Source organism: Aerococcus agrisoli (assembly GCF_003797145.1).
Classification (GTDB): Bacteria; Bacillota; Bacilli; order Lactobacillales; family Aerococcaceae; genus Aerococcus; species Aerococcus agrisoli.
The window spans coordinates 26,983-52,917 of record NZ_RKMG01000008.1 but is presented as its reverse complement, the minus strand read 5'-3'; the positions used below and the strand labels follow the sequence as shown (position 1 = coordinate 52,917).

Sequence of the window (25,935 nt, the reverse complement as noted above, 5' to 3'; positions counted from 1 at the left end):
TACAAACATACGTATTAAAGTGCCAGCAACTTCAGCCAATATGGGTCCAGGTTTTGACTCGGTAGGTGTTGCGCTTGGTTTATACCTAACACTTGAAATTGTGGGACCATCAGCATCTTGGGTGATTGACCATGAACTTGGGGAAGGCATTCCTCACGATGAGCGCAATATGGTGATTGAAACCATTCTACGTTTTGCACCGGATGTAGCCCCGCATCATTTAGTGATGACTAGTGATATACCCACTGCTCGTGGTCTAGGCTCATCATCATCTGCTATTGTTGCAGGTATTGCCATTGCAGAAATTTTATCTGGGCAAAAATGGGATACTGCGACTAAAATCAATATGGCGAATGAATTAGAGGGTCACCCAGATAATATCGCCCCAGCAATTGCAGGGGGGCTAGTGGTTTCGGTGGCTATGGACGAAAGCCATGTATTGTGGACTAAAGCGATCCTAGATGATGTCCATTTTATTGCAGTCGTGCCTCACCGGGAATTATTGACGAAGGCAGCGCGTGCCGTTTTACCTAAAGAATTAAGCTTTACAGATGCAGTTCGTGCCAATGGGATTGGCAATGTGTTTGTGAGCAAGTTATTCGAGGGCGATTTGGCAGCTGTCGGCACCTTAATGGAAATGGATCAGTTGCATGAGCCATTTCGTGCGAGTTTAGTACCGGAATTGGCGCAAGTGCGTGAAGCCTTGAAAAATGTGGACGGTGTCTATGGTACTTACTTGTCTGGTGCTGGTCCAACAGTGATGACTTTGGTACATGCAGACCACGTGGATGCAATTTTAACAAATTTACAAGCTTTAGACCTTGATGCTAGTGTGATTCCTCTTGACTTTGCGTCAGATGGGGTTATAGTAGAGGGTATGTAATTTTAGACGATTGATAATGTTACGAGCATATCAGCCCGATATGTTCGTAGCATTTTTTGTTGATTAGGATGTTGGTTCTAGGCCAATGCGACAAGCCTTGCTGGCTAGCCCGAATTGTGAATGTGACGGGGTCTTGTGGTATACTTAATCATGAAAAAACATGGGAGGCCGTCATGAGAAAAGACTTTTTTACACCGACATGGATGATTGAACGTATTTATCAATTAACCCCTGAACAATTATTGAAACATAATATAAAGGGTGTCATCACAGACCTTGATAATACCTTGATTGCTTGGAATAATCCTGATGGAACACCGGAGTTAAGAGCTTGGTTGTCCACGATGAAAGAAGCAGGTATCCCTGTCGTTATCCTTTCTAATAACAACCAGAAACGTGTTGCACGCGTAGCAGATGAACTTGGTGTTCTCTATACTGCTGATGCGAAAAAGCCATCACGTCGTGGCTATAAACGTGCCTTGGATAAATTAGGGGTTGCACCTGAGGAAGCAGTCATTGTTGGTGATCAACTAATGACAGATGTTTTCGGTGGTAATCGCTTCGGTATCCGCAGTATTCTGGTGATGCCTTTGGTCGAAACAGATATGGTTTGGACCTTACTCAATCGACGACTAGAAAAAATATTATTTAAACGAATGCAAAATGCACATCCAGAATTGAAGTGGAGGAACAATATTGTCTAACGAAGAAAACTTATATTGCGTAGGTTGTGGTGCTTTAGTCCAAACAGAATTTCCTGATCAACGTGGCTATACACCAAAATCTGCATACGAAAAAGGCGTTGAATCAGGACTTTTATACTGCCAACGCTGTTTTAAATTGCGCCATTATAACACCCTTGAAAAAGTTTCAACATCAGCTGACGAATTCTTAGCCATCTTAAATACCTTAGGGGACAAAGATGCATTAATCGTGAACGTGATTGATATCTTTGATGTGGCAGGTTCATTGATTAACGGTCTAAACCGTTTCGTCGGTAAGAACCAAATCTTGATGGTAGCGAATAAAATGGATGCTATTCCAAAAGCTGTCAAACACAACCGTATCGAAAATTGGTTGCGTAAATACTTGAAAGACAACGGTATCCACGTGGATGAATTGATGCTTGCATCAGCGAAGAAACGTGAAAATATTGATGCCTTATTGGCGAAAATTGATGAAATGCGCCAAGGTCGCGATGTCTATGTCATCGGTATGGCCAATGTTGGGAAATCATCTATTATCAACCGTATCTTACAAGCAACAGGTGTACAAGCGGACGTGATTACGACAAGTCAGTTCCCAGGAACAACTCTTGATTTAATCGAGATTCCATTTGACGATGCTGATGGAAATACAGCAAACCTAATCGATACACCAGGTATCATGAATGATGGTCAAATGACCTCATTATTGAAAGGTAAAGAATTGGTGGAAGTTTTACCAAGTAAAGAAATCCGTCCAATGACTTTCCAATTGAACCCTGAACAAACCTTGTTCTTTGGTGGTTTAGCACGATTAGACTTTATTACAGGTGAACGCACTTCATTTACAGTCTACATGTCTAACCAAGTGAAGATTCACCGTCGTAAATTAGAGGGGTCGGATGAATTTTACCAAGAACATTTAGGTGGTATTTTACAACCGCCTTATGCAGAGAATGTTGACGAGTTTCCACCATTGGTACGCAAAGAGATTGCGATTAAAGAGCCTTCTGATATCGTATTCCCAGGATTAGGCTGGGTTACCGTGAATACACCAGTTCGCCTAGCTGCGTACGTACCGAAGGGTATTGACATTTTTACAAGAGAAAAATTAATCTAATTTTTTGAGATAGATGAAAGTGAAAGGAGTTTATTCAACTTGAATAACAAACAAAAGAAATTTTTACGTAAAGAAGCCCATCATTTAAATCCTGTTGCCAATATTGGTAAGAATGGTTTATCTGAAGAATTTATGGTGCAAATTGATGAATTGCTAGAAAAACGCGAATTGATCAAGGTTCATTTATTACAAAATACGGACGAAGAGACTGACGAAGCGGCAGCAGCGATTGCTGAAGCTGTGGATGCATTTGTCGTACAAACGATTGGCCGTGTGATTACCTTATACCGTCAATCTTCTGAAGCGAAGAATCAAAAAGTTTCAACTGAAGTAAGAGCATTAGCGTAACGGTAGGAGGCATTTTGTGGGAAAAGTACAGTTTTTAAACCAAGAAAACGTAACCTTGGTCAACGAACCAGAGACACAACTTGCTTTCGCCGACCATCCGCACCAACGGATAGGGATTCTAGGAGGCACTTTTAATCCAATCCATAATGGACATCTGTTAATGGCTGAGCAAGTCTTTGATAAATTGAAATTAGATGAAATTTGGTTTATGCCGAATAAAAAACCGCCGCATGCGCATACGAAGGATACGATTGATGATAGCTACCGTGTAGATATGATTGATTTGGCCATTGCTGATAATCCACATTTTAGACTGGAAGATATTGAACTCCAACGTGAGGGCAAGTCTTATACTGTCGAAACTATGGAGATTCTCAAGACCTTGTATCCCAACAATGAATTTTACTTTATCATCGGGGCAGATATGATTGAAAATCTTCCGCAATGGCACCGCATTGATGACCTGATTAAACTCGTTCACTTTGTCGGCGTCGGTCGCGAAGGATACAAAACCGAATCAGACTATCCACTGATTTTTGTGGATGCTGAAGGAATGACCGCATCATCAACCGCAATTCGAAAAGCAGTTGGCAACGGTGATTCTATACGCTATCTCGTTCCGCAAGCAGTCAACGATTACATCAAGGAGAAGGGGCTTTATTTACCGCATGAAAGCTAAGGAATTCAATCCAAATTTAATTCACATTACCCGTGACGAACTATTAAAACAATTGCAAGCACGATTGGCAGAGAAACGCTTCAAGCACGTCTTACGTGTGGAAGAGACCGCTGTGAAAATGGCGAAGAACTTGCCAGGTGCAGACGTGGAAAAAGCGAGCATCGCTGCTTTACTACACGATTTTGCCAAAGACGACAGCGTGAAACATCTAAGTCTGTTTAAAGATTATCCAGGCTACGATCCACGTTGGTTAGACTATGGCTCTGCAATTTGGCACGGTCCCTTAGCAGCCATGATTGCCAACCGTGACTTTGGGGTAACCGATGAGGATATCTTGAAAGCCGTTTGGAACCATACAATTGGTGGTTATGACATGACCCTTGACCAAAAAGTCTTGTTCGTGGCCGATTACATCGAACCCGGACGTACCTTCAAGGGCGTAGACAAAGCACGTGAATTAGCCAAAAACAACTTGGACGATGCCGTTGATTACAAAATGAAACAATCCATTATCCACTTAGTAGATAGTGGACGCATCGTTTACCCAGAAACTATCAATATTTATAACGATTGGACAGCCAAACGTAATAAATAATTGATGTAATATTTTTTTAACACATGTAAACACATAAAAAGGAGCACATATGACGAAGAAAAGTGAAGTACTATTAGAAGCAATTGTAAGAGGAGCAGACGACCGTTTGGCACAAGATATCGTAGCCTTGGACGTTGCGAACGTAACACCCGTAGCAGATTACTTTGTAATGATGAGTGGACGTAATGACCGCCAAGTGAAAGCTATCGTTGATGCCGTTGAAGAAGCAATTGAAGAAGCTGGCTTTGAAGTGAAAGGTATCGAAGGGAAAGACGGTAACCGTTGGATCTTAATCGATGCTTATGATGTAATCGTACACGTATTCACATCTGAAGAACGTGGTTTCTACAACTTAGAAAAAATGTGGGCTGAAGCACCAATGGTTAACGTTGAAGCTTGGTTAAGCTAGTCAGGACACGATAATGGGCGAAAATAACCAACAATACGACGTGTTTGCGGATGTTTACGAGGTCCTATTTGACGAAAGTCTTTATTTATCATGGTTTAACTATGCCACAGCAAGCATCCAAGCCTATGATAAATTCTTGGGCGAAGATGACTTTTGGTTGGATTTAGGTGCCGGTGGTGGCCAATTTGCAGTCTTAATGACACAAGCTGGCTACAAAATGCGCGGCTTAGATTTATCTGAAAAAATGGTTGCGGCTGCACAAGTCAATGCCGCTGATGCGGACTTAGACATTGATTTCTGGGTTGACGACATGACCACTTTTACCTTAGACCAACAAGCAGCTGTCATTTCATGTTTCTGTGATACATTTTGTTATCTAGATGGCGAGGAAGCTGTGGAAGCAACTTTCCGTCATGTGTACCAACAATTACAAGATGGTGGGGTCTTCATGTTTGATGTCCATTCTGAATATCAAATGAATGAAATCTACCCAGAAACTTCGCTTGTGGTTGAGTGGGACGATGCTGTTTTTACATGGACGTCAAACCAATTCCGTGGCGAAAATACCATCGATCATACCATTAACGTATTCATGCAAAACGAAAACGACGACCAATACCAACGCTTCGAAGAATTACATTACGAACGCACCTTGCCAATCGAGACGTACAAGGCTATCTTGACCGAAATTGGTTTCAAGAATATCCGTGTAACAGCCGATTTCACGCAAGATGCACCGGATGCAACATCTAAACGTATCTTCTTCGCAGCAGAGAAATAAGCTTTTAGGAAAAAGGGGGAACGCGCATGCGAGCAGTTGGCGTTATAGCAGAATGGCATCCATTTCATCACGGCCATGCCTATCAATTGCAGCAAGCACGGGCACAAAGCGGGGCGGACCTTGTCATCGGACTCATGTCTGGTAATTATGTCCAACGCGGCGAGCCAGCCCTCATCTCCAAATGGGACCGGGCACAGGTTGCCCTAGCCAATGGATGTGACCTGGTGATTGAGCTGCCTTTTTGGTATGCCACACAGCCGGCCGACATCTTCGCTAGTGGCGGCATTCAAGCCTTGAGTGCTATGGGATGTGATTTTGTATCCTTTGGGGTGGAAGACCCGCATTTTAAGGATTATGAGCTTCTAGCCCAATGGATGCATGATCACCCTAAAGCTGTAGCAGCAGCCAATGCCAGTGTCGATGCAATTGACAATATGTCTTTTGCGGAAAAAAGGATAGCCGCTATCAAGACACTGATGGCTGATCATGATGCAATCCGTCATTTAAACATACATTTCCAGGATAACGCCAACACCTTGTTAGCCTTTGCCTATGCAAAAGCCAATGCCCAATTGGAAAAGCCCATGCAGTTAGTGCCGGTGAACAGGATTGGGGACAACCACCGTTTAGAAGAGCTGGACGAAACGACTTTAAGTGAGGATTCACCTCGTTTTACATCGGGTTCTGCTATTCGGCGTATGATTCAAACCAATGATGCCCAAGCAGAGAATTTCCCAGTCAAACTGGCTGCAGTAGTTCCTGAGCAAATGGTTGCACAATTGATGGCGGCGATAAGTAATCAACAGCTTGTCGGCTGGAATCAGTTGTTTCCTTTTCTCAAATATAAACTGCTAAGTGCAAGTGCTGATGAGCTGGCGTCGATTTATCAGATGTCTGGCGGGATGGAGCACCGGATGCAAGAGGCGATCAAGCAAGTTGCGTCTTTTGAGGATTTTGTAGATAATGTAAAAAACAGGAACTGGTCGCGGAATCGCGTCCAACGTACGGCCTTGATGACGGTGTTGAATGTCCATGATGCGCAGATGCAAGGGATGTTGGCACCGGACCAGTCGCAACCGCTGATGCTGCTTGCGGCGAATGCTCAGGGGCGTGCTTACCTGAAGTTGATGAAGGAAGCGTTGAGTCAGGATGCCAATCGCTGGAATTTGGTCAGTCGGGTGGACCAATCAGTGGAGCGTGCGTGGCCGATGTGGATTCAGGCAGACCGGATATACGAGATGCTTGCGCCACAGTTGCCGAGTCAGAATTTTAATCACCCGCCAATTTTTAAGTAAAATACAAAAAATAAAATCGAAAGGGAGCACAAGAGAAATTTGTTTACTTTTTAGTCTCAAGCTAGTAGTATGGTGAAAGTGCATTTCATCCACAGTTTAGAGATGGAATTGATATTCTGTTTAAAAAATTAGCTTGTCAAGGAAAAAACGTTGACAAATAAGTTTAAACTAGGTATAATTTTTCTTGTTGCTTATTAGGTGGTCAATAATGAAATGGTCTATCCAAGAGTTGCGTCAAATCGCATCCCAACCAATGATGATTAACGAATCAGTTGATATGAAAGAAGAGATGAAGGCAGTAATTCCTGAGTTGATTGACATGTCGCCGGTTCAAGTCGAAGGTATGGTTCTCTACGAAGAACACACAGTATTGACACAATTACGATTAGCACTAAAAATGACGATGCCATCTACACGGTCTCTTGAGCCTGTAGAACTGGATGTGCAACTACCAGTTTCTGAACGTTTTATTGAAGACGGTTGGAATTCAGATATTGTTGACGAAGATCATGTGACACAACTATTCATGGATAGTTTTACAATTGATTTGAAAGAATCGATTCGTGACCACATTCTTCTGAATATGCCACTTCAGATTTTAACTGAGGCGGAGATAGCAGCAGATGAGTTTCCTGAAGGGAATGACTGGCGAGTTGTAAGTGAATCTGATTTTGAAGCGGAGCGCGAAGTTGAGGAAGTAGTTAACCCTGAATTTGCCAAGCTACAAGACTTATTCAAAGATTCAGAATCGTCGGATGAAGCATAATTGATAATTAATTAGGAGGTGTAATGATGGCAGTACCAAAACGTAAAACTTCAAAACAAAGAAAACATAAACGCCGTACACATTACAAGTTGGAAGTACCTGGAATGAACGCATGCCCTAACTGTGGTGAATTACGTAAATCTCACCATGTATGTGCTAACTGTGGTTTCTACGACGGTAAAGATGTAATGACTGACGCTGCAGCTGAATAATTTATTTAGCTCAGAACGTTTTTAGAGAAAGGTTTCGATCTTTCTCAATCAATAAATTTGATTATATATAATTAAAAGGGCGCTAACTGTTGTGGTTAGCGCCTTTTTGTGTGCACTGGGTTTGGTTTAGCCTTCTATTCATTTTGGTTTTAAGCCATTTTGGGCTTAGTTTTACGCTAGGATAAAGTAATTTGTCCGGATTCTTGATGATTGTATATTTAAAATCAAAAATAAACGCTATTTGCGTACTTCAATGCACTGAAGTATTTAAAATGAGAATATTAGCGTCACACAGAGGGCTGTGTGATTTCCTTTTTTGAAGTCGAATCACACAAACAGTTCTGGGACTCATTTTTTCTCATAAATATTCACACAACCCCTTGAAGTAATCAAAATTTGGATTTATCCATTTTGGTAAATTAAGAAATGTACTTTTCGCCTTATTTATAAAGCGCTGGGATGTTGTCACAATTAAGATTTCAAGGCATTGCAGCGGTTGGTCAAGCTCGGCCAGCGATTATAATTATAAGTAATCTCCGTTACAAATTACTGCGGATTTTAAAGCTTGAAATCACAACTTTAAAAATGCTCGCTAACCGTGTCACCACAAACTTTACTAGACATTTGATAACTTGTTAGCTAAGATTAATAGATAAGATTTATAGGAGAGGTAGTCTACGATGGCTTTTAAATGGAGCGAAATTCTTTTATATGTATTACCAATTGTTAGCCTGTACATAGTGAATGTTTTTGGACATCGATTTTTATATGTAGGCAAGGTGAAGCTGGCCCCGGTAGATGTTGTAGAGCCAATTTTATTGGTCTGCCTTCACTTCATTTCGACTTATTTGATGGGATTTTCTTGGGTTGCGCACGTTATCTTAATTTTTTCAATTATTGCTATTATTTTATTGATGATTCAATTTATTCAAAATGAGCAAGTGCAGCTTGGGAAAATGGCACGGAAGCTATCAAATATATTATTCTGTTTAGCATTCGCTGCTTATGTGGTTGCGGTACTAGCACGACTGATTCAAGTTGTGCCAACATTCTTTAGTTAAACGATAAAAGATCGAAAGGTAGGGACAAATTGTCCCTGCCTTTTTATTTTGTGCGAATTCTATTCCAGGTCGAAAGTTTAAAAGAGAAGTAACAAGACAAGTATAGGATTTAAAAATAAGGTGTAACGAAAGCCCATAAATAAGACGAGAACAATTCTTTAAAAGACATGTTCTCGTTTTTTTCTGCCCATATTTATCCGTACCTATTTTTTCCCTCCCCATCATCATCAATTCATTAAATAAATTATCCACCACATCGACCCACCAAAATCAAAAAAAGTGCTATCCACACCCCACAAAATACCAAATAGCAAAAAATTTCCACAAAAATCATAAAGATTCGACTAAAAATGACATTTCTATAGCCGGACAAAGCGTGTAAAAAGGCTCAGATTGTGGATAAAACGGGCTTTTTCCACCTGTGAATATCAATTTTATAAAAAAATAGCCTTTTTTTGGTGAAATGTGGTGCAAAGTGGGGGAATATGGTAGACTTAAACCAATAAAGGTTAAAGTTAGGCACAGAAGGTGATGAAAAGATGTTAATGGGAGAATTTCAACATAATATCGACGCCAAAGGGCGTATCATCATCCCAGCCAAATTGCGTGATGACTTGGGTAACCAATTCGTAATTACACGTGGTTTAGATGGGTGTGTTTTTGGCTATCCTTTAGATAATTGGGAAAAAATCCAAGAAAAGCTGAAACAACTGCCTTTAGCTAAGAAAGAAGCACGTGCTTTTACACGATTCTTCTATTCTGCAGCGGCGGAAGTTGAAGTGGATAAGCAGGGTCGCATCAATATCCCCACGACATTAGTTTCATACGCAGATCTTGAAAAAGAGTGTTTGATTCTGGGTGTATCTGATCGGATTGAAATCTGGTCTAAGGAAAAATGGGAAAATGCTTCTTCAGAAATCGAAGAGAAATTTGAAGAAATTGCAGAAGATATGATGGACTTCGGATTATAGAAAAACAAAAATGTTTTCAATTGACTTGAACATCGTGAAAGAAAGATAAAAAAGAAGAGGTAAGCGCACAAATGGCGAAAGAATTCCATCACATCTCAGTGTTATTAAACGAATCAGTAGACGGCTTAGCAATCAAACCAGACGGTATTTATGTGGATTGTACTTTGGGTGGCGCTGGACATAGCGCGAAAATTGTAGAAGCTTTATCTGATCAAGGTCGTTTAATAGCGTTTGATCAAGATTTGGTGGCAATTGCCAATGCACAGGAAAGACTAGCGGATGAAATTGCTTCTGGCAAAGTTACCCTAGTACACAATAATTTCCGTCATATTCGCGCTGAATTAGAAAAATTGGGTATTACCGGCGTTGACGGTATTCTCTATGACCTTGGGGTGAGCTCACCTCAACTTGACGAAATTGAACGTGGTTTTTCATACCACCAAGATGCGCCATTAGATATGAGAATGGACCAAACGCAAGAATTGACTGCAGAAGTCATTATTAACGAATGGGACTATAGTGATTTAGTCCGTATTTTTTACCGTTACGGAGAAGAGAAATTTTCGAAACAAATTGCACGAAAAATTGAACAACGTCGTGCTGACCACCGTATTACACGAACAGAAGAGCTTGTAGACATCATTAAAGAAGCCATTCCTGCACCGGCACGCCGTAAAGGTGGACACCCAGCAAAACGGGTATTCCAAGCTGTGCGTATTGCAGTGAATGACGAATTAGGTGCGATTGAAGACTCTATCGAGCAAGCGCTAACGTTACTAAATGTGGGTGGCCGTATTTCAACGATTTCCTTCCAATCTCTAGAAGACCGTATCGTAAAACAAATGTATAAAGATGCCTCAACTGGTGAAGAATTACCGGCGAACTTACCTGTAATCAATGCTGATATTGAAGCACCTTTTAAACTCGTAAATCGAAAACCAATTTATGCAAGTGAAGAAGAATTAGCACATAATTCTCGCGCACAAAGTGCAAAACTTCGCATTATTGAACGTATTAAATAAGAAAAACGCCAATAATAGAGAAGGGAGCAGTTTTTATGGCGATATTTATCCTAAAAGACCGCTTAAACATGGAAAAACATGCAATGCCGGCTGAGAAAGCAATACCCAACATCCCGGCATATCCGAAAGAACAAACGCAAAAAGCGAATGTAGCAATGGCTGCAATCCCTGCGAGTGTGCCACACACCACAACAAAAACAAAAACCAAAGTAAAAGTAGACCGCTCAATCAGTATTCCTCAAAAAATGGCCATTCTAGGCGTTTTTGCCCTGATGATTGCCGCGGTTTTAGGACTAGTGATTATGCGTGCTAATGTGAGTGCGACTTCACAACAGCTACAAGACAAACAAGCTGAAGTCCAAGAATTACAAATTGAAAAAGAAAATCTAACACAAGAAGTTCATGAACTATCTACTTACTCACGTATTATGGAAATTGCGGGAGAACAAGGCTTAACAATGGACGAAGAAAATATAAGGAATGTTGAATAATGAAAGAAAGTAAAAAACTCCAAAAAAATCGTAGCAAAACTATCGGTACTACGGCTCTTTTAGCAGTTATTTTACTCTTCATATTTATTGGTCGACTTACTGAGATAATGGTCTTTGGGACTTCGAACGGACAAGATTTGTCTGCTCGAGCCCAAGAACTATATGATAGAAGTAGCATATTGTCAGCACAACGTGGCACCATCTATGATGTAGGTGGCAACACGCTGGCAATGGATGCTACTTCTTATTCGTTGTATGCCGTTTTGACGGATCAATGGTCTGAGGAGTCAGAGGAACCACAATATGTTGTCGATAAAGAACAAACTGCTAAGACCTTGAGCCAATACATTGATATGTCTGAAGCCGATATCTTAAAAACACTAAACACAGAAGACGCAGCCCAAGTAGAATTTGGTACAGCTGGTCAAAACCTGACATACGCTGAAATGAAAGCCATTGATGACCAAAACCTACCAGGAATTATGTTTACAGAATCACCAACCCGTTTATATCCAAACGGTGTCTTTGCGTCTCATTTAATCGGTTATGCGGAATATCTTGAAGCAGGTACTGCTATCGATAGTCGTTTAACAGGTCAAATGGGTCTAGAGTTATCGCTTGATGAAGTGTTAAAAGGGACAAATGGTCGTAAATCATACCAATCCAACTCTTATAACTATGAACTATCTGGCACAAAAGAAGTGCTCGAAGAACCAGTCGACGGATCTGATGTTTACCTAACATTGGACTCACGACTACAAACCTATCTAGAAACCTTAATGACCCAAGTATATGAAGAATACCAACCGTCAACCATGACCGCTATGTTGGTAAACCCCAAAACTGGGGCGATTGTCGCAGCATCTCAACGACCAACCTTTAACCTAGAAACCAAAGATGGTATCGAAGATATGTGGCAAAACCTACTTGTGGAACGTGCCTACGAACCAGGATCGACTATTAAAGTCCTAACGGTAGCGGCAGCTATCGAGGAGGGTGTTTTTGACCCTAACGCTTTCTACGATTCATCACCAGTTACCATGGGTGACAGCACCATTGCCGACTATAACGGCGTTGGTTGGGGTGTCATCACCGAACTAGAAGGGTTATCACAATCATCTAACACCTTGATGATCCACTTAGTTGGAGAAATGGGTTACGATGTATGGGAAAAATACATTCGCGAATTTGGTTTGTTACAAGAGACCGGATCAGGCTTCGCCAATGAAGTAGCCGGCTCAATGAACTACGAATACGAAGCGGATAAAATCACAACCGGTTTCGGTCAAGGTATCTACGTGACACCTTATCAAATGGTGCAAGCCTTCACCTCAATTGCAAATGGTGGGGACATGATGAAACTACAATTGGTTAACCGTTATGAAGAAGATGGTCAAATGACCGTTGTCGAACCAGAAGTTGTTTCATCACCAATCTCTGAAGAAACAGCAGCCAAAACTTTGGAATACTTACAATCCGTTGTTTATGCGGATACCGGTACTGGTACGGCCTATGCCTTAGACGGCTATACTGTATCTGCCAAAACAGGTACAGCCGAAGTCTTCAACCAAGAAACGAATACATACGAAGCCGGCTTAACCAAGTATCTATACTCAGTGGTAGGTTTTGTACCAAGTGAAGATCCACAATACATCTTGTACATTACAGCTGAACAACCGAAGAATTTAACGACGACTGCCAGCGAAATGTTAACGCAAATTTATACACCACTACTAACAAGAGCCTTAGAATATAATGCCTTAGGTGATGGTGAAACAGCTACAACGGCTACCGTGCCAGATGTTTCAGGTACATCAGTCAGCGTAGCCCAACAAACATTAACGGATGCAAGCTTTGTCAATGTTGAAGTCATTGGAGAAGGGGATACAATTGTCAGCCAAACACCGGTTGGTCAAGAATCTGTATCTATCACACAACCAATCTTCTTATTGACCAACGATGCGAATCCAACCATGCCAGACTTCACTGGTTTAAATGCAACAGCTAGTCAAGCACTTGCTGATTTATTGGGTATTGAAGTGAAATTAGATGGCGAAGGCTTAGTTGTCGGCCAATCAATTGCTGTTGGGGAATCTATTCAGTCCAACAAGCAGATTGTGTTACAATTAGCGGAGTCATAATGCATTTAACTTAAAAAATCACAACTCAAAAAGGGAAAGGAAACAACATGTCACTACTATTCATTATTACACTCGTACTTACACTAGTCGGGATGCCATTTTTTATCAAATTTATGCGGGAGAAACAATTTGGTCAGGTAACCCGAGACGAGGGTCCAGCATGGCATAAAGCCAAATCTGGTACTCCAGCTATGGGTGGCGTAGTCTTCCTTTCTGCCGCATTTATCGGCTTATTGATTTGGTCACTTATCACAGGCGAATGGCACTCAGAAGTATGGTTGTTAGTTGCAACTATGATCTTCTTCGCTGCTATCGGCTTCACGGATGATTTCTTGAAAATCTTCAAGAAACAAAATGAAGGGTTAACATCATTACAAAAACTGATCCTACAAATTGTTGGTTCAGCTTTAATCGTCTTCTTTATCCGTGTGATTCGTTTCCACGTGTCTATTCCGTTTCCATTTACAGCAGGCATTACCAATGTCCTATTCGTCTTTATCTTCTTATTAATCTGGATTACAGGCTTCTCAAATGCCTTTAACTTAACAGATGGTTTAGACGGGCTATCATCAGGTTTGGGTGTCATTTCATTCTCAACCTATGCTTATATCGCATTCAGCATGGGTGAACGTGGTATCGGCGCCTTCTGTATTGCTATCGTAGCGGGTCTATTAGGTTTCCTATTCTTTAACCGCAAACCTGCCAAAATCTTTATGGGTGACGCAGGTTCATTATCATTAGGTGCCTTATTAGCTGTTATTTCAGTAATGTTAGGCAATCCTTGGTCACTACTATTGATTGGTCTAGTCTATGTCATCGAAACAGCTAGTGTAATCATCCAAGTAACTTCATTCAAACTAACTGGTAAACGTGTCTTTAAAATGTCACCAATCCACCACCACTTTGAAATGATTGGTTGGAGTGAATGGAAAGTCGACATCGTATTCTGGATTGTCGGCCTAATCGCAGCCCTAATCGGCGTTCTATTATTTAAATAATCAAATTAACAAAAAGGGGAAATCAACATGCAAGCAGCTGAATGGCGTGAATCAATTCGTAACAAGAAAATTTTAGTATTAGGCTTAGCCAAAACAGGCGTATCTGTCGTACAACATCTAAATGCCTTGGGCGCAATCGTTACCGTTAACGACTTCAAACCCCTAGACGAAAACAAAGAAGCACAACAACTAATCGACGAAAATAACGCACGTGTTGTAGCAGGATCACATCCGGTTTCCCTACTAGACGAAGATTTCGCCTTCATGGTGAAAAACCCAGGTATCCCATACACAAACCCAATGGTCGTTCGTGCCTTGGAAATTGGCCTACCCGTATACACCGACGTTGAATTAGCAGATAAGATGACTGACGCGATGATTATCGGTATTACAGGATCTAATGGGAAAACGACAACCACCAGCCTAGTTGGTGAAATGTTATCTCATGCAAGCAACCTTTCAGGACAAAGCTTCGTCGGCGGAAACATTGGGATCCCTTCACTAGACATTGCTAGCCAAGCGAGCGAAGCTGACCGTCTGATTTTAGAATTATCTTCATTCCAATTAATGGGTACTAGCGAATTCAAACCGCATATTGCGGCCATCACCAATATCTATGGTGCGCATTTAGACTACCATGGCTCAATGGAAGAATATATTTCAGCTAAATGGCGCATTACAGCTAACCAAACAAGTGACGATTACCTCATCTTAAACGCTGACCAAAAAGGCGTATTTGGTGACCGCCAAACAAACGCAACCATCGTACCGTTCTCATCAACAAGCAAACAAGCTGATGGTGCATGGTTTGACCGTGAAACAGAAAAATTCATGTGGCATGATGAAGTCGTATTAGACCGTCGTGATTTATTGCTACCAGGGAATCACAACGTAGAAAATATGTTAGTGACCATGGCAGTCGGCAAATTACTAGGCCTATCAAACGAAGACATCAAAGCAGGGATTGCCCAATTCCACGGTGTGAAACATCGTCTACAATTTGTTGCTGAAATCGACGGCCGTCGTTTTTACAACGACTCAAAAGCAACCAACAATGATGCTACGATTACAGCCTTAGATTCATTTATGGGGCCAAATGACAGCCTTGTATGGTTAGCTGGTGGTTTAGACCGCGGAAATGCTATTGATGAACTAGGCGAACACATGACGAATGTACATGCGATGGTTATTTCAGGTGAATCTGCCGATAAATTCCAAGCTTTATGTCAAGCGCAAGGCATTACAGCGATTGCCAAAGCAGAGTGGATTGAAGATGCGGTACAAAAAGCACTAGAACTTTCAAACGAAGGCGACATCATCTTGCTATCACCAGCTTCAGCTTCATGGGATCAATATCCAAACTTTGAAAACCGTGGGGACCGTTACATTAAGGCCATCGAAGCCTTAGCCAACCCAGACAGTCTATAAGACAGGGCACATAAAGGAGCAAACTATGCGTATTTTACTATCAGGTGGGGGTACGGGTGGACATATCTACCCAGCCCTTGCCTTACGAAAACAAATTTTAGCCAAGTACCCAGATGCGGAATTTCTTTATGTGGGTACTCAAGGCGGTTTGGAATCAAAAATCGTGCCGGCAGAGGGCGTAGATTTCAAGACCATTCAAATTCAAGGGATTAAACGTTCATTTTCACTAGATAATGCACGTACTGTTTACTACATGTTCGATTCAATTCGAAAAGCGAAACAAATCGTTCGTGCCTTTAATCCGGATGTTGCCATTGGTACAGGTGGTTACGTTTGTGCGCCTGTATTATATGCAGCAAGTCGTTTGGGCGTACCAAGTATCATTCACGAGCAAAACTCAGTTGCTGGTATGACCAATAAATTCTTGGCACCTTTCATGAAAAAAATCGCCATCTGTTTTGAAGACGTGCGTAAAGACTTTAAACGTTACAACGATAAAGTCGTGTTCACTGGTAACCCACGTGCCCAAGAAGTGGCCAACATTACGGCCAAAGCTGACCTTAGCGAATATGGTTTAGGCAAAGACAAACCAACCGTTTTGATCTTCGGTGGTTCTCGTGGTGCTTTAAAAATCAACCAAACAGTGAAACAAGCCATTCCTGATTTTATCCAAAAAGACTATCAAGTACTGATTGCCACAGGGGATAGCTACTATCAAGAATTTGAAGAGGCATTTGATGATTTCAACGAATGGGACAATGTCCGCATTGTGTCTTACATCAATAACATGCCTGCTCTATTCAAGACAATCGACCTAGTCGTCAGCCGTTCTGGTGCGACTACCATGACTGAATTAACAGCCTTAGGTACACCGTCAATCTTGATTCCAAGTCCAAATGTTACTGCAAACCATCAAGAAATGAATGCCCGCTCATTGGTGAAACACCACGGTGCGGAAATGATTTTAGAAGACGATTTAAATGTGACAGACTTCGTGGCTGCCATTGATGACTTAATGGCCAACGATCAAGAACGTGACAAAATCGCCGACAACGCCTTAAAACAAGGTGTACCTGATGCCGGTGACCGTTTAATTCAAGTCATCGAAAACTTAATCAAATAAACAAAATTGAAAGTGGTGACTTATTTTAGCGAATAGGTCACTTTTATGAAGAAAGGAGGCGGCTAAATGGATTTGGAAGAACAACGAAAATATGAACACAACAAAAAGTTACGCGAACAGCAACATAAGGAACGTATGGCGAAAATGAAGCGACTTGAGCAAGCGAAGGGGCACCACACTAGTGCAACAATCCCCAACAAGTCAAATCGTCTACGACCAGGCAACACGACAGACCGGTCCAAGCAAGCTCAGCCGCCGCGAACGAGACATGAGCATGATGGTGACCAAGATCATGCACAAAAGCAAGCTAAAGCGTCATCTCATTCATTAGTACCAACAAAGAAAATACCAAAGCCACATTTGACCAATCTTTTTAGCAAAAAAGCGCAAAAGCAACCGCAAAATCCGGATGCGGGTCATAAAATCAACAAGCCCAAAAATAAGGAAAAACACGTGACACCTTGGCGTAAACGATTATTATTCTTGGCGCCATTCGTGATTTCCTTAGTAATTTCAGGTTATTTTGTTTCACCATTGAATCATGTATCTTCGATTTCGGTAGAAGGCGTGGACAACAGTGAAGCGAAGTTGAATTTATCACCGTTAAAAACAGATATGTCTGTGTTTCAACTTGGCTTCAAAACAGCGGACGTGGAAAAATCGATTGTCAATCAGAATCCATCGATTAAATCAGCCGTTGTCGAGGTCGAGAATTACAACCAGGTTACCGTGAGTGTGTCTCCGTTCAGACAAATTGGTTATATTAAAAATGCTGACTTCTTTTACCCATTACTAGAGAATGATCAAATTTTGGATACGCCAATTGCGAATCTTGAGAAGGAATTGCCGTTATTCGAAGGTTTTGATATGGCCAATGAGCAGGAACGGGCGAAAATGACGGAAGCTGTGGAGGCGATTGCGAGTCTGTCTGATGATATTATTCAACAGATTGATTACGTGAGCTACATGGGTGACGACACAAACGATGACCGTATTGCCTTGCAAATGGTGGACGGGAATGTGGTTGTAGGCTTTATCAGTTCAATTGGTGAACGAATGAGTTATTATAATGGTATCCTTAAGCAATTGGACGGACAAACTGGTCTGATTGATATGGAAGTGGCGATTTATTTCACGGAACTGAATGCCGGGAACAACCCTTACGCTTCGGAGGAAGATAAGAAAGCTTATGAAGAGTCTGTGGCGGCTGAATCAGCAGCTACGAGCGAAGTTTCATCGTCAGCACTTAGTTCAGAAGCAGTTTCAAGTGACGCAAGTAGCGCAAGTGCTTCAGGAACTGAATCTAGTGTAAGTGGTGCATCTAGTGGTGCGGACAGTACTTCGTCTGCGAGCGCGGTCGATGCAGCAGCTAGCACAAGTTCAACTTCCGCATCAAGCACAGTTGAAAGTCAAAGTCAGTCATCTAGCGCAGAATGAGAGGCTTCTCATTAAATGAGAAGGACGGTTAAGTATGCAAATTTAGACATGAATTTGTGGAAAACGTCATCATCCTTGTCAATTATGAAAATTGACATAAAATTTACATCCCAACATATCGGGATTTTCATTGGTAAATGATATTGTCTATGTTAAAATGATAACGATACGATTAAATATTTAATTTTCTAGGAGGTTTCAATAAACATGGTTCAGCCAGAGATTTTTGCAAGTTTAGATATTGGAACCACTTCAATAAAAGTAGTAGTTGCAGAATATGTAAACCAACAGATAAATGTTATTGGAGTAGGTCACGAACGCTCACAAGGGTTAAGTCGCGGAGTGATTGTGGATATTGATAAGACGGTAGCGTCTATCAAACGCGCAATTCAAAAAGCGGAAAAGAAATCTAATCACACTATTACAGACGTAATCGTGGGTGTTCCAAGCAATCAAGTAAACATCGAACCTTGCTATGGAATGATCGCTGTTTCAACAGAAAACAGAGAAATTACCGACAAAGACGTAAAAAACGTACTCGCAGCAGCGAAAGTTCGTTCAGTTCCAGCTGAAAGAGAAATCATTTCAGTAATGCCAGAAGAATTTATCGTCGATGGATTCGACAACATCAAAGACCCACGCGGCATGATTGGTGTACGTCTTGAATTATACGCAAATCTTATTACAGGTCCGAAAACACTTGTACATAACATTCGTCGTTGCGTTTCAATGGCCGGTTTAAACATTAAAGAATTAGTAGTTCAATCATACGCAAATGCTTATGCAGCAATGAGCCAAAGTGAACGTGAATTTGGTACAATTTTAATCGACATGGGTGGCGGACAAACAAGCGTTTCTGTTTTCCACGATGATCTATTAAAATTTGCGACAGTTGACCACGAAGGTGGAGAACTAGTTACCAAAGATATTTCTACTATTTTAAACACATCAATTGAAAATGCAGAACAAATTAAATTAGAATATGGGTATGCATTACCAAAAGACACAAGCGAATCTGAATTCTTCCCTGTTGAAACAATTGGGAAAGTAAACCCAGAACGTGTGGACGAACACTATCTTGCTGAAATTATTGAGGCTCGTGAACGTCAAATCTTTGAAACCTTGAAAAAACCTCTTAAGAAAATCGAAGCTTTTGCTTTACCAGGTGGTATTATTGTCACAGGTGGGGCAGCGTCATTACCAGGTGTACTTGACTTAGCTGAAGAAGTATTTGAACATGAAGTACGTTACTACATTCCAGAATACGTTGGGTTACGTAACCCAATCTTCACGACAGCAATCGGCTTGATTCAATATGTTGCACAACTTGATGATATTCATCACCTTGCGCAAGATAATGACAAACAAGTTGCGAGCCCAGTGAAAGCTAAAGCGCAACCTGCACCAGCGGTTCGACCAACAGTTGAATCTGTTGACAATTATAGTCAAGTAAAAGATGATAAAGTAACTGAAGCACAAGACGTGCCAGCTGCAAATCAACAAGACTATTATGATGATGATGCGCAAGCAAACCAATATCAAGATGATTACAACGACACTGAGTCAGATGAAGAAGAAAGCTCAGTTGATAAAATTAAAAAATTCTTCAAAGACTTTTTTGCCTAATATGATTACCAGGAGGATATAAGATGGATATGGAATTCGAATACGACAACATGGATATGAACAACGCTACTATTAAGGTAGTAGGTGTTGGTGGTGGTGGTAACAACGCAGTTAACCGTATGATTGAAGAAAACGTACGTGGCGTTGAATTTATCGTTGCCAATACAGATACACAAGCCTTAAAAAACTCAAAAGCTGATGTAAAAATTCAACTTGGCCCTAAATCAACTCGCGGTTTAGGTGCAGGTGCACAACCAGAAGTTGGTGCCAAAGCTGCTGAAGAATCAGAAGATCAAATCCGTGAAGCTTTACAAGGTGCTGACTTAATCTTCATCACTGCTGGTATGGGTGGTGGTACCGGTACAGGTGCTGCACCAATCGTTGCCCGCATTGCAAAAGAAGAAATCGGTGCATTAACTGTCGGTGTTGTTACACGTCCATTCACTTTCGAAGGACCTAAACGTGGTCGGTCAGCTGCTCAAGGTATCGCTGAAATGAAACAACACGTTGATACATTAGTAACAATCTCAAACAACCGTTTATTAGAAATCGTTGACAAAAAGACACCTATGCGTGAAGCATTTGGTGAAGCTGACAACGTATTACGCCAAGGTGTACAAGGTATCTCTGACTTGATTACAGCGCCTGGTTACGTAAACTTGGACTTTGCTGACGTTCGTACAGTAATGGCTGACCAAGGTACTGCCTTAATGGGTATTGGTTCTGGTACGGGTGAAAACCGTACTGCTGAAGCAACTAAGAAAGCTATTTCTTCTCCATTATTAGAAGTATCTATCGATGGTGCAGAACAAATTCTATTGAACATCAAAGGTGGCGACGACTTGACTTTATTCGAAGCTCAAGACGCTGCTGATATCGTAGCTGCTGCTTCTTCATCAGAAGTAAACATTATCTTCGGTACAACAATTGATGAAACATTAGAAGACGAAGTAATCGTAACTGTTATTGCAACAGGTATCGATACTGAAAAACGTCGCGATGAAAAACGTGCAAAACGCAATGGTGGCCACTCAGCTTTCCAACAAACTAGCACAGGTCGTGACTTCGCTAACCAACCAGAAAACTTCAAAGAAAAACAAGTTCCTGAACGTCGTCAAGAAGAAACTCGTGACGTGTTCAACGACTTCGACAACAGCCGTTACGAAGACACTAACCGTTCAACTCGTAGCCGTTTCGAAGATACTACACCTTTAAACAATGACTTCTCATCTAATTCATCAGATGACGATGAATTAGATACACCACCTTTCTTCAGAAAGCGTCGTCGTTAATATGACCATTAGCGATAATTTGCAGTCTATTGAATGCAATATTGCGAATGCACAAAAAGCATCAGCGTTATCATCAAATGATGTGACGCTGATTTGTGTTTCTAAGTATCATTCTATAGATGAAGCCATGGCAGTATACGATGCAGGAGTAAGAAACTTTGCAGAAAATCGTCCAGAGGGCTTATTTGAAAAAATGCCAGCAATGCCTGAAGATATTCAATGGCATCTGATTGGTACGCTTCAAACCCGTAAAGTAAAAGACGTAATCAACCAAGTTGCTTACTTCCATGCTTTAGATCGATTGAAATTAGCAAAAGAAATCAACAAACGTGCAGACCATGTCATTAAATGTTTTGTGCAAGTAAACGTGTCCGGCGAAGAAGCGAAACATGGGATTGCACCAGAAGAATTAAGTGCCTTTGTGGATGCTATCGCAGAATACGACAAAATTGAAGTTGTCGGCTTAATGACGATGGCGCCAATTGATGCTGATGAAACAGCACTACACACTTACTTTGGACAATTACGCGACTTGCGTGACCAAGTCCAAGCAATGGGCAAAGCTTACGCACCATGCCAACATTTAAGTATGGGTATGTCAGGTGACTATGCAATTGCCATTGAAGAAGGTGCCGATTTCGTCCGCATTGGTTCAGCATTTTTTAAGACAGACGCAGAATAAACGGAGGAATCCAGCATGGCCTTGAAAGACTTTTTTTCCAACATCTTTGGAAATGACGATGAAAACTACGATGATGACTACGAAGCGTACGAAGCGCAAGATGGCATAGAAAATCAAGCGCCATACACGTCTCAAGAACCCGCTTATACAGCACCAATCGTAGACAAACAAGTAAACACGCAACAAGCAACGAAGGAGCAAAACAAAGTAATGGCAAATGATGCGAACCGTAACAATGTGGTGAATATAAACGAAACACGTAAAACTTCAGCAACCGTTGAGGTCTTCAAACCACGTATCTTTGCAGAAGCAGAACGAATCAGCCAATCATTACTAGCAGGCAAATCTGTAGTCTTGAACTTGGCCCAAATGTCTGATGACGACGCACGTCGTTTCGTTGACTATATGACTGGCGTGGTTTATGCCATCAATGGTGACTTACAACGTGTCGCAAGCGATGTCTTCATCGCCGTACCAGAAACCGTTCATATCGAAGGCTTGTACGAAGAATACACAAACAATCACGCTGCTAGCAAAGCAACAAGAGAACGTGGCAACATCTGGGAAAGAGAAGGTGAATCACGTGAATAGTCTAGTGAACATCTTACAAGATCTCATTTACGTCTACACACTAGTCCTAGTCGTGTACGCCTTACTATCATGGTTTCCAGGCGCCCGCGACTCACGCTTCGGTCAAATCATCGAACGTCTAGCGCACCCGTACCTATCATTCTTTGACAATCTAATCCCATCAATCGGTGGCGTTTCATTCTCAGTCTTGATCGGCGTATTGGTCCTACAACTAGCCTCAAACGGCCTAAACATCTTACGATTCTAACAAATAGAGTTGGTACATGCACTTGTACCAGCTCTTTTTTGTTTTGGGAAAATGACGGCTACTATTCAAGACGGGGGATTTCAGGTTAGGTGCAGGTGCTTGCCACCAAGCCGTGAGTCATTCAGTCACCGACACAAGTGAGGTTGGCTTATGGTGCACCCATGATTTTGTTGCATTCATAAATCAGATTTCATATGTGAATAATTTTCCGATTATTCGCATACGAAATGTCATTTAAGCTATTTTCTCTGAATTTACTACAAATATATCCCCATAAATGATAGCGCTATTGTCACCATCACATATGGAAATTCATATGTGAATATGAGTTTGAATTGTCGCAAACCAAATTTGATTTACGACAATTCACCCCAAAAATCACAAATAAAATCTTGTTCGTGAATAATTAGCCGATTCATCACAAATGGCTGCCCCGTTTAAGAATAGCCAAAATCAATCGGTAAGAGGGCTTTAACCCTCTTGCCCTTTTAATCACTTCCAAAAGAAAATCCAAATTTGAACGCACAAATATCAGCAAAATATATTGTTATTGGCAGATATTTAGTAATTTTATTTAAAAAATAGTATCAAACTAGTATGCCTGTATTTTTTAAGCCGCAGGCGGAAGTGTATGTCCTTTAGCCGTGAACGAGGATGAAATCGAGACCTTGGCTCGATTTCAAATTGAAAGACCTTGGCTTTCAAAGTTGAGTTCCAATAAGCAGACCCAACTCCACTTCAGACTATATTGCGCCACACTTCGTGCGTCACTGCTATAGTCTTCCAGTGTTTGGGTCTGAGCGCTTATTGTCACATCCTAAAGGTCCCACGGCTTTTAAAGGACAATACACGACTAGCCGAAGGCTTAAAAGATAAATCGGCTTGGTCTAGGTATCTGCACGAATTTTTTGTATAATAAGGATAGTAAACGAAAGATAAGGACGGTAGCATGGCAGATAAAAATCAACTATTTCAGCATTTCCACCCAGAAGAGCACGCCTTCGTTGAAAAGGTGACCGACTGGTTTAACACTGTAATCGACCAATATGCACCCGTCGTAACACCATTCCTCAACCCAAGAGAAGTGGCCATCATCACCATGATCATCGGCAATAATGAAGAAGTAAAAGTCGACTTCTTCGGTGGCTACCCAGGCGCAGAAAATCAGCGCGCAGTCTTGGCACCAGGATACTACGACATTCAGCCGAGTGACTTCGAAATAGTCGCCTTCGACATTCATTACGCCGCCAAATTCAACTCCATCGAACATCGCCAAATCTTAGGTACATTGCTAGGTCAAGGCGTTGAGCGTAACCGAATTGGCGATATCATCCAAGCCAAAGGTGACTGGCAATTTTTTGTGGATGCCAAAATCGCAGACTTTCTCGAATTTGAAGTCGATAAAATGGGTGGTTCCAAAGTCAAATTGGTTCGTATCAACCAAGCAAGCCAAATTATTCAACCAATTTCTGACTGGAAACCCATGGAAGTCACACTTTCTTCACTAAGATTTGATACATTTATATCAGAAGGATTTCGAATTCCGCGTGCCAAAGCCAAACTTCTCATCGAAGGCGGGGCGGCCAAACTGAATTGGGGTCAGGTACTCGATGCCAAACGACCTTTAAGTCCAGGCGACATCGCATCAGTCCGAGGATACGGACGCTTAAAATATGTCGCAACCTTGATGGAAACCAAAAAAGGCAAAATCAGGGTGCAAATAGAACTGATTAAAAACAAATAGGAGGCTATTCATATGCGAGCATCAGAATTAAAAGACATTAAATTTAAACAGAAAATTTCAGGTTACGGCAAACAAGAAGTGGACGAATTCATCAACAAAGTCCGTGTAGCTATGGAAAAACTAGAAGAATCTAACAAGGATTTACAAGAAAAACTTAATGTTGCCAACAAAGAAGTAGACGCAGCACAACGAAAAGAATCTACCGTTAACCGTTCAATCTTTGTAGCCCAAGAAGCCGCAGACCGTCTACGAGAAGAAGCCTTAAACGAAGCCAGTCTAATCGTTGAACGTGCCGAAGAAGAAGCGCAAGCCATTTTAACAGCGGCAGCCGAAAAAGCAACCGTAGTCAATACCGAAACCGACAACCTACAAGAAGCTGCGCGTACTTACCTACACCAATCATTCGGTATGGTCTTGCAAGCCAAAGCAATGTACGAAGATCCGCGTTGGGAAAACCTATTCTTCGAAAAACCAGTCGGCGAAGTCCCAACACCGCAGCTGGATGAAATTCTGAAAACCTATGACCTACCAGTTCGTTCTGACAAGGGTCCAGCAATTTTCGATGACGCAGCCGCAATCGCCGAAAAAGAGCAACGCAAAGAAGAATTCTTCAACAATGACATTCCGGCAATCCCAACCGTTATCGGGAATGTAGATCTTCCAGATACTGGGAAAACAACAGCCGTGGCCCAAGGTGACCTTGAAGCCGCAAATGGCGTAGCAAATCAAGCTGGCTTAGCAAGTGCCCAAGCAACTACTGCAGCCCCTGTAGCAGAGGACCAAGCACCGGTTTCTGAAACCGAAGCACCCGTAGCCGATGAAACTGCTGAAACAGAAGTGATTTCTGAATCAACAGCAGAAGGAACAGCAGACGCAACGAACGAAGGTCCAGCTGAAGAAACAGTGGCAACTGATGACCAATTAGATGCAGAAGCAAGTGACGAAACAAAAGTCTAATCGAGTTTTTAATTTGAAAAGTTGTCAGAACGTCATTTTTATAGTAAGATTATGACGTATATATTACACACGTAGAGTGGAACAAGATGAATAACGCAATATATCGAAAGAGAATCTATGTCAGGTGAGAATTAGAGCGAGAAAAGTTATTTATTATCATCCAGGAGTGGATTTCTGAACAGGTGCAACTGCACTCATTAAGAAATACGTTGATCACGATACGATCATTGAGTGTAGAGGCATATATCATTGCCTGTACAAAATCTGGGTGGTACCACGGTAGCTTCGTCCCTTTTTAGGGCGAGGCTTTTTTTATTTCTACGAGTGAAGTC

Annotated in this window: 27 protein-coding genes; all 27 read left to right on the top strand. The window is 41.5% G+C overall.

Annotated features, from left to right (window positions below; all coding sequences use genetic code 11):
- The first annotated feature begins 7 nt into the window (after nucleotides 1–7).
- On the top strand, nucleotides 8–883 hold the full coding sequence (gene thrB / locus EF384_RS03850) for a homoserine kinase (protein WP_439647007.1): 876 nt from the start codon (nucleotides 8–10) through the stop codon (nucleotides 881–883).
- A gap of 173 nt (nucleotides 884–1,056) precedes the next feature.
- Nucleotides 1,057–1,587 (top strand): YqeG family HAD IIIA-type phosphatase, encoded by a 531-nt coding sequence (locus EF384_RS03845; protein WP_123779670.1) that lies wholly within the window; start codon nucleotides 1,057–1,059, stop codon nucleotides 1,585–1,587.
- Entirely contained in the window at nucleotides 1,580–2,707 is a 1,128-nt protein-coding gene (gene yqeH, locus EF384_RS03840; RefSeq protein ID WP_123779669.1) for a ribosome biogenesis GTPase YqeH, read from the top strand. The genes EF384_RS03845 and yqeH overlap by 8 nt, the downstream gene beginning before the upstream one ends.
- 39 nt (nucleotides 2,708–2,746) lie before the next feature.
- Nucleotides 2,747–3,055: a ribosome assembly RNA-binding protein YhbY gene (gene yhbY / locus EF384_RS03835; RefSeq protein ID WP_123779668.1), complete on the top strand. Its 309-nt coding sequence runs from the start codon at nucleotides 2,747–2,749 to the stop codon at nucleotides 3,053–3,055.
- A 16-nt stretch (nucleotides 3,056–3,071) separates the two neighbouring features.
- Nucleotides 3,072–3,734 carry a nicotinate-nucleotide adenylyltransferase gene (locus tag EF384_RS03830; RefSeq protein ID WP_123779667.1) on the top strand — a complete coding sequence of 221 codons (663 nt, stop codon included), beginning with the start codon at nucleotides 3,072–3,074 and terminating at the stop codon, nucleotides 3,732–3,734.
- Complete coding sequence (gene yqeK, locus EF384_RS03825; protein WP_123779666.1) at nucleotides 3,724–4,329, top strand: bis(5'-nucleosyl)-tetraphosphatase (symmetrical) YqeK; 606 nt, start codon at nucleotides 3,724–3,726, stop codon at nucleotides 4,327–4,329. Before EF384_RS03830 ends, yqeK begins: the two co-directional genes overlap by 11 nt.
- Before the next feature lie 49 nt (nucleotides 4,330–4,378).
- The gene (gene rsfS, locus EF384_RS03820; RefSeq protein ID WP_123779665.1) at nucleotides 4,379–4,738 is read left to right on the top strand and encodes a ribosome silencing factor; all 360 of its coding nucleotides are present in this window, start codon (nucleotides 4,379–4,381) and stop codon (nucleotides 4,736–4,738) included.
- Nucleotides 4,739–4,751: 13 nt separating this feature from the next.
- Nucleotides 4,752–5,519: a class I SAM-dependent DNA methyltransferase gene (locus tag EF384_RS03815; protein WP_123779664.1), complete on the top strand. Its 768-nt coding sequence runs from the start codon at nucleotides 4,752–4,754 to the stop codon at nucleotides 5,517–5,519.
- Nucleotides 5,520–5,545: 26 nt separating this feature from the next.
- Nucleotides 5,546–6,814 carry a tRNA(Met) cytidine acetate ligase gene (locus tag EF384_RS03810; RefSeq protein ID WP_123779663.1) on the top strand — a complete coding sequence of 423 codons (1,269 nt, stop codon included), beginning with the start codon at nucleotides 5,546–5,548 and terminating at the stop codon, nucleotides 6,812–6,814.
- A gap of 208 nt (nucleotides 6,815–7,022) precedes the next feature.
- On the top strand, nucleotides 7,023–7,580 hold the full coding sequence (locus EF384_RS03805) for a YceD family protein (protein WP_123779662.1): 558 nt from the start codon (nucleotides 7,023–7,025) through the stop codon (nucleotides 7,578–7,580).
- Between the two features lie 26 nt (nucleotides 7,581–7,606).
- Nucleotides 7,607–7,792 (top strand): 50S ribosomal protein L32, encoded by a 186-nt coding sequence (rpmF, locus tag EF384_RS03800; RefSeq protein ID WP_094518358.1) that lies wholly within the window; start codon nucleotides 7,607–7,609, stop codon nucleotides 7,790–7,792.
- Between the two features lie 680 nt (nucleotides 7,793–8,472).
- On the top strand, nucleotides 8,473–8,853 hold the full coding sequence (locus EF384_RS03795; RefSeq protein ID WP_123779661.1) for a DUF3397 family protein: 381 nt from the start codon (nucleotides 8,473–8,475) through the stop codon (nucleotides 8,851–8,853).
- Nucleotides 8,854–9,392: 539 nt separating this feature from the next.
- Nucleotides 9,393–9,824: a division/cell wall cluster transcriptional repressor MraZ gene (mraZ, locus tag EF384_RS03790; RefSeq protein ID WP_123779660.1), complete on the top strand. Its 432-nt coding sequence runs from the start codon at nucleotides 9,393–9,395 to the stop codon at nucleotides 9,822–9,824.
- 71 nt (nucleotides 9,825–9,895) lie between these two features.
- Nucleotides 9,896–10,846, top strand: a complete 951-nt coding sequence (gene rsmH, locus EF384_RS03785) for a 16S rRNA (cytosine(1402)-N(4))-methyltransferase RsmH (RefSeq protein WP_123779659.1) — start codon at nucleotides 9,896–9,898, stop codon at nucleotides 10,844–10,846.
- A 35-nt stretch (nucleotides 10,847–10,881) separates the two neighbouring features.
- Complete coding sequence (gene ftsL / locus EF384_RS03780) at nucleotides 10,882–11,337, top strand: cell division protein FtsL (protein WP_123779658.1); 456 nt, start codon at nucleotides 10,882–10,884, stop codon at nucleotides 11,335–11,337.
- A complete protein-coding gene (locus tag EF384_RS03775) occupies nucleotides 11,337–13,478 on the top strand; it encodes a PASTA domain-containing penicillin-binding protein (RefSeq protein ID WP_123779657.1) in 2,142 nt (713 codons plus the stop codon). Before ftsL ends, EF384_RS03775 begins: the two co-directional genes overlap by 1 nt.
- 47 nt (nucleotides 13,479–13,525) lie before the next feature.
- A complete protein-coding gene (gene mraY / locus EF384_RS03770) occupies nucleotides 13,526–14,476 on the top strand; it encodes a phospho-N-acetylmuramoyl-pentapeptide-transferase (protein WP_123779656.1) in 951 nt (316 codons plus the stop codon).
- A gap of 27 nt (nucleotides 14,477–14,503) precedes the next feature.
- The gene (murD, locus tag EF384_RS03765; protein WP_123779655.1) at nucleotides 14,504–15,904 is read left to right on the top strand and encodes a UDP-N-acetylmuramoyl-L-alanine--D-glutamate ligase; all 1,401 of its coding nucleotides are present in this window, start codon (nucleotides 14,504–14,506) and stop codon (nucleotides 15,902–15,904) included.
- A 25-nt stretch (nucleotides 15,905–15,929) separates the two neighbouring features.
- Nucleotides 15,930–17,027 (top strand): undecaprenyldiphospho-muramoylpentapeptide beta-N-acetylglucosaminyltransferase, encoded by a 1,098-nt coding sequence (gene murG / locus EF384_RS03760; protein WP_123779654.1) that lies wholly within the window; start codon nucleotides 15,930–15,932, stop codon nucleotides 17,025–17,027.
- A gap of 66 nt (nucleotides 17,028–17,093) precedes the next feature.
- On the top strand, nucleotides 17,094–18,464 hold the full coding sequence (locus tag EF384_RS03755) for a cell division protein FtsQ/DivIB (protein ID WP_123779653.1): 1,371 nt from the start codon (nucleotides 17,094–17,096) through the stop codon (nucleotides 18,462–18,464).
- A gap of 207 nt (nucleotides 18,465–18,671) precedes the next feature.
- Complete coding sequence (ftsA, locus tag EF384_RS03750) at nucleotides 18,672–20,090, top strand: cell division protein FtsA (RefSeq protein ID WP_123779652.1); 1,419 nt, start codon at nucleotides 18,672–18,674, stop codon at nucleotides 20,088–20,090.
- A 23-nt stretch (nucleotides 20,091–20,113) separates the two neighbouring features.
- The gene (gene ftsZ, locus EF384_RS03745) at nucleotides 20,114–21,382 is read left to right on the top strand and encodes a cell division protein FtsZ (RefSeq protein ID WP_123779651.1); all 1,269 of its coding nucleotides are present in this window, start codon (nucleotides 20,114–20,116) and stop codon (nucleotides 21,380–21,382) included.
- Between the two features lies 1 nt (nucleotide 21,383).
- Nucleotides 21,384–22,064: a YggS family pyridoxal phosphate-dependent enzyme gene (locus tag EF384_RS03740; protein ID WP_123779650.1), complete on the top strand. Its 681-nt coding sequence runs from the start codon at nucleotides 21,384–21,386 to the stop codon at nucleotides 22,062–22,064.
- A gap of 15 nt (nucleotides 22,065–22,079) precedes the next feature.
- Nucleotides 22,080–22,655 carry a cell division protein SepF gene (locus EF384_RS03735; protein ID WP_123779649.1) on the top strand — a complete coding sequence of 192 codons (576 nt, stop codon included), beginning with the start codon at nucleotides 22,080–22,082 and terminating at the stop codon, nucleotides 22,653–22,655.
- Complete coding sequence (locus EF384_RS03730; protein WP_123779648.1) at nucleotides 22,648–22,902, top strand: YggT family protein; 255 nt, start codon at nucleotides 22,648–22,650, stop codon at nucleotides 22,900–22,902. The genes EF384_RS03735 and EF384_RS03730 overlap by 8 nt, the downstream gene beginning before the upstream one ends.
- A gap of 949 nt (nucleotides 22,903–23,851) precedes the next feature.
- Nucleotides 23,852–24,646 carry a YlmH family RNA-binding protein gene (locus tag EF384_RS03725; protein ID WP_123779647.1) on the top strand — a complete coding sequence of 265 codons (795 nt, stop codon included), beginning with the start codon at nucleotides 23,852–23,854 and terminating at the stop codon, nucleotides 24,644–24,646.
- Between the two features lie 12 nt (nucleotides 24,647–24,658).
- Complete coding sequence (locus tag EF384_RS03720) at nucleotides 24,659–25,603, top strand: DivIVA domain-containing protein (protein ID WP_123779646.1); 945 nt, start codon at nucleotides 24,659–24,661, stop codon at nucleotides 25,601–25,603.
- Nucleotides 25,604–25,935: the final 332 nt, after the last annotated feature.

What these genes read in the sequence shown, in the direction of transcription:
- mraY (WP_123779656.1), top strand. Translation starts at nt 13,526, where the DNA reads ATGTCACTACTATTCATTATTACACTCGTACTTACACTAGTCGGGATG.
- EF384_RS03755 (WP_123779653.1), top strand. Translation starts at nt 17,094, where the DNA reads ATGGATTTGGAAGAACAACGAAAATATGAACACAACAAAAAGTTACGC.
- EF384_RS03775 (WP_123779657.1), top strand. Translation starts at nt 11,337, where the DNA reads ATGAAAGAAAGTAAAAAACTCCAAAAAAATCGTAGCAAAACTATCGGT.
- EF384_RS03740 (WP_123779650.1), top strand. Translation starts at nt 21,384, where the DNA reads ATGACCATTAGCGATAATTTGCAGTCTATTGAATGCAATATTGCGAAT.
- rsmH (WP_123779659.1), top strand. Translation starts at nt 9,896, where the DNA reads ATGGCGAAAGAATTCCATCACATCTCAGTGTTATTAAACGAATCAGTA.
- EF384_RS03810 (WP_123779663.1), top strand. Translation starts at nt 5,546, where the DNA reads ATGCGAGCAGTTGGCGTTATAGCAGAATGGCATCCATTTCATCACGGC.
- yqeK (WP_123779666.1), top strand. Translation starts at nt 3,724, where the DNA reads ATGAAAGCTAAGGAATTCAATCCAAATTTAATTCACATTACCCGTGAC.
- EF384_RS03805 (WP_123779662.1), top strand. Translation starts at nt 7,023, where the DNA reads ATGAAATGGTCTATCCAAGAGTTGCGTCAAATCGCATCCCAACCAATG.
- EF384_RS03815 (WP_123779664.1), top strand. Translation starts at nt 4,752, where the DNA reads ATGGGCGAAAATAACCAACAATACGACGTGTTTGCGGATGTTTACGAG.
- EF384_RS03795 (WP_123779661.1), top strand. Translation starts at nt 8,473, where the DNA reads ATGGCTTTTAAATGGAGCGAAATTCTTTTATATGTATTACCAATTGTT.
- mraZ (WP_123779660.1), top strand. Translation starts at nt 9,393, where the DNA reads ATGTTAATGGGAGAATTTCAACATAATATCGACGCCAAAGGGCGTATC.
- ftsL (WP_123779658.1), top strand. Translation starts at nt 10,882, where the DNA reads ATGGCGATATTTATCCTAAAAGACCGCTTAAACATGGAAAAACATGCA.
- murG (WP_123779654.1), top strand. Translation starts at nt 15,930, where the DNA reads ATGCGTATTTTACTATCAGGTGGGGGTACGGGTGGACATATCTACCCA.
- EF384_RS03720 (WP_123779646.1), top strand. Translation starts at nt 24,659, where the DNA reads ATGCGAGCATCAGAATTAAAAGACATTAAATTTAAACAGAAAATTTCA.
- rpmF (WP_094518358.1), top strand. Translation starts at nt 7,607, where the DNA reads ATGGCAGTACCAAAACGTAAAACTTCAAAACAAAGAAAACATAAACGC.
- ftsZ (WP_123779651.1), top strand. Translation starts at nt 20,114, where the DNA reads ATGGATATGGAATTCGAATACGACAACATGGATATGAACAACGCTACT.
- EF384_RS03735 (WP_123779649.1), top strand. Translation starts at nt 22,080, where the DNA reads ATGGCCTTGAAAGACTTTTTTTCCAACATCTTTGGAAATGACGATGAA.
- rsfS (WP_123779665.1), top strand. Translation starts at nt 4,379, where the DNA reads ATGACGAAGAAAAGTGAAGTACTATTAGAAGCAATTGTAAGAGGAGCA.
- murD (WP_123779655.1), top strand. Translation starts at nt 14,504, where the DNA reads ATGCAAGCAGCTGAATGGCGTGAATCAATTCGTAACAAGAAAATTTTA.
- EF384_RS03725 (WP_123779647.1), top strand. Translation starts at nt 23,852, where the DNA reads ATGGCAGATAAAAATCAACTATTTCAGCATTTCCACCCAGAAGAGCAC.
- EF384_RS03845 (WP_123779670.1), top strand. Translation starts at nt 1,057, where the DNA reads ATGAGAAAAGACTTTTTTACACCGACATGGATGATTGAACGTATTTAT.
- ftsA (WP_123779652.1), top strand. Translation starts at nt 18,672, where the DNA reads ATGGTTCAGCCAGAGATTTTTGCAAGTTTAGATATTGGAACCACTTCA.